Origin of the sequence: Frankia tisae (genome assembly GCF_025403405.1) — a bacterium.
Classification (GTDB): domain Bacteria; phylum Actinomycetota; class Actinomycetes; order Frankiales; family Frankiaceae; genus Frankia; species Frankia tisai.
The window spans coordinates 1-3,275 of record NZ_JANEZT010000529.1; the positions used below are offsets into that span (position 1 = coordinate 1).

Genomic DNA, 3,275 nt, shown 5'->3' on the forward strand with positions numbered 1-3,275 from the left:
GCCGCCGGCCCCGTGGCCGATACCGCCGCGCCGGGCGAACTCGCCGTGCCGGGACGTCCCGGGAACGCCGGCGGCGCCGACGGTGAGCTGGAGGACCTGCCCCGGACTGACGGCCAGGGTGCCGCTGGTCTCGCCGCCGAGACCGCCGGGGGCGCCGGTGTTCGGCGGGTTGGGGGTCACGAACCCGGCCGCGCTGCCGCCCTCGCCGCCGAACAGGTCGATGCGCACGCTGGTCACCCCGGCGGGCACGGTGAAGGTGTCCGAGCCTGCCGTGGTGTAGGCGCAGGTGGGTGGGGAGGTGGTGAGGACGCCGGTCGCGCCGCAGATGGCCGTCTCGCCCGCGGTGTCCGCGATGGCGGGAAGCGGCATCGCGACGGCGACAGCCAGCACGCCGGCCGCGCCGGCGATTGCCGCCAGCCTGCCCCGGGGCATGGTGATACGACAGTTCATGGGAATCGACATCGCCTTTACGGTCAGACGCCGTCGTCGGCGCACAGCGCCCAGACGTCGGTGTAGGTGCTCGGCGAGCTCGCGCCGCCGGTGTGGCTGAAGGCCGTCCAGTACGCGGCGGTGGTGGTCCCGTCACTGACGGGGCTGCCGGTGGAGCCGCTGGGGAAGCTGCCGTTGAGGTGATCGCCGCCCGAACCCGGGCCGGTGAAGTCGGTGGTCGTCACGCTGCCGCCGCTCACGGCGGCACCGCCGCTGATCAGCTTCCCGTCCCCACCGCCGCAGCCGACCGTGGCCGTCTGGCCGGTGGTCGCCGAGGTCGGCCCGCTCACCTCGCTGTAGCGGACCTTCACGGTGGCCCCGCTGACGTTGATGCCGCTGCCGCTGCAGATCGCGTAGGCGTAGGTCACGTTGCTGGTGCCGCCGCCGCCGCCGTTCCACCCGACGGACGCCCAGGAGTTCGGGTTGGTCGCACCGTCGGCCGCCGCCTTCTGACCGTAGTCGTGGGCGGCGTCGTTGAAGGTGGGGAAGCTGGCGATCGGCTTGAGACTGCCGATGCTCGCCGGAGTGGCGCGCGCGCCGCCGCCGAGCAGGATCGTGTTCGCCGGGCAGGTCGCCACCACCAGATTGACCGTCGACGCCGCCGAGGGCCCGCTGGCCTTGTTCATCACCACCTGGGTGTGGTTGACCAGGTTGCTGGTCAGGCAGGTCGCGTAGGGGGTGGTGGAGAAGGCGGCGTCGGTGGCCCCCCCGGTGCCGCCGATGCCGAGCCAGTGCGTCACGTCGGTGCCGACGACGCCGGCGGTGCCGGTGTACTCGCTGCTGCCGTTGGAACTGGGCTCGCTGCCCATCACATGGTTGCCGTTCGACGCCGAACCGGTGCCGATGGCCTGGTTGACCCCGCCACCCGCCACGAGACCGGTGGCGCAGTCGGCGTGGGTCGAGATCTCGGCGAAGGCCGCTCCGGGCCCGCTGGTGGCGCCGGGGGTCTTCACCGTGACGCCGACGGTGTTGGCGCGGGCGGTGCCTGGAACCGCGACGGCCAGCAGAGCACTCAGACCCAGCACCGCGACAGGTCCAACCATGTGACTACGGAGGGTCACTTTTGCCATCTACTCTCCCTTGGGTGCGCGATGGTCCGGACCTCGTCCGCGCCCGCACAGGGTGGTCGGCAGCGGGCTGGATCCCCGCGCGCTCGCACCCGCGGCCGTTATGTCGACGCCGGGAGCCGGGCTATACCCGGCAGAACTACGCGGATACGGACATTAGCAGGAAGAAAGTCCGTATACACGGAGTTCTTCGCGAACTTCGTACGCGGATGAGTGCCGCCAGAGGTCGACCCGGCTCAGTCCGGAGCGTTGCCGCAGCCTCAGCGCGGATGCCGCGGGTCGCCGCGGTCTGCGCCGGATCGAGGCCGAGGCGTTCCTCGACGACGCCGATGAAGCCCCATGCGGAAGCCGTGATCGATGCCACCCGGCCCGCCCGACGCAATGTGTGTTTGCGTATATACCTAGGGTAACGTTAGGCCTGCCCCGATCCCATGACCGGCACAGCGTCGGTGTCAGCCCGGCGTCGGTGTCAGCCCGGGCGGGTGCCGGCGGCGATGACGAGCGCGACGTCGATCGCGGCGACGGCCATCGCGGCGCGGAACGCGTACCGGTCGTCGAGGCGCAGGCCGAGCCCGGTCAGCCCGGCCACCGCGGCCAGCGCGCTCACCTGCCAGACCCGTGAGGACCCCGGGCCGAGCACCGCGACGACGGAACCCGCCGCGAGCAGCAGCGCCGCCGATGCGCGCACGCCGGTCGCGCCGAGGCGCTGCGGCAGGCCGCGTACCCCCGCGCGGGCATCAGCGTCGAGGTCCGGCAGGACATTGGCGAAGTGGGCGCCCGAGCCGAGCAACGCGCCCGCCAGCGGCAGCCACCACTGCGGCGCGGGGTGGCCGGGCAGCCCGAGGACGACGAAGGCGGGTAGCAGCGCGAACGAGCCGGCATAGGGGACGACGGACAGCCGGGTCCCCTTCAGCCCGAGGTTGTACGCCCAGGCACCCGCAACCGCGGCAAGATGGGCCGACCCCGCCCGGCCGCCCGAGGCGAAGGACAGGGGCACGCAGGCGACCAGCGCCGCCGCGGTGGCCACGGCGAGGGTCCCTGGCGCGAGGTCGCCGACGACGACCGGCTTGTCCGTCCGGCCGCCGGCGGCGTCCCGGCCGCGATCGATGAGGTCATTGCTCCAGCCGACCGAGAGCTGACCGGACCCGACCGCCGCCGCGACCGCGACGACCCCGACTGCCGGCCGACCGCTGGAGACCGCGAGTGCCGTCGCGAACAGCGTCACCGCGACCGTCGGCTCCGGATGGCAGGCCCGCGCCAGCGCGGCGAACCGCCGCCCATCCGCTCCCGTCGCCGCTCCCGTCGCCGCTCGCGGGGAGGTTCGTGTGGCCAGTCGTCTGGCTGCTCTTGCTGTTCTTGCCGCTCTTGCCATGGGCGCGAACGTCTCAGAACTGCGGGCCCGACACAACGCCGTCTCGCCGCCCGGCCTCCATCGCAAGCCGGGCCGGGCAGGGCCTCACCACTGCGGAGTCGTGCCGGCTGGGCGCGGTACCGATCGGCACCGTACAGGGCGGGAGATTGCAGGAGCCTGATGACGGTTCTCCGCCCCGCGACCGTCATCAACCTCCAGCAATTTCCGGCGCCCGCTCGATTTAGAGGGGCGCGGGATTTGAGGGTGTTGGGACCGCGAGGTGCGAGCTGTCCTGGCCGAACGTCGGACCTGCTCGTCTAGCCGTTCGACCGCGTTGTCCGGCCGGGCGGGGTGGAGCACCCGCGGGC

Annotated in this window: 2 protein-coding genes and 1 pseudogene; all 3 read right to left on the bottom strand. The window is 72.8% G+C overall.

All coding sequences use genetic code 11. The features are described 5' to 3' along the window. Positions 1-432, bottom strand: a pseudogene (locus tag NBZ85_RS29295) (hypothetical protein); the annotation flags it as partial. A gap of 41 nt (positions 433-473) precedes the next feature. Beyond that, the gene (locus NBZ85_RS29300; protein WP_261560500.1) at positions 474-1,559 is read right to left on the bottom strand and encodes a hypothetical protein; all 1,086 of its coding nucleotides are present in this window, start codon (positions 1,557-1,559) and stop codon (positions 474-476) included. Positions 1,560-2,025: 466 nt separating this feature from the next. After that, positions 2,026-2,889, bottom strand: coding sequence for a UbiA family prenyltransferase (locus tag NBZ85_RS29305; protein WP_498041274.1), 864 nt, complete (start codon positions 2,887-2,889; stop codon positions 2,026-2,028). Between the last annotated feature and the right edge of the window lie 386 nt (positions 2,890-3,275).

Bases quoted from the DNA above. Each gene is read 5' to 3' on its own strand.
- NBZ85_RS29300 (WP_261560500.1), bottom strand. From the start codon at position 1,559: ATGGCAAAAGTGACCCTCCGTAGTCACATGGTTGGACCTGTCGCGGTG.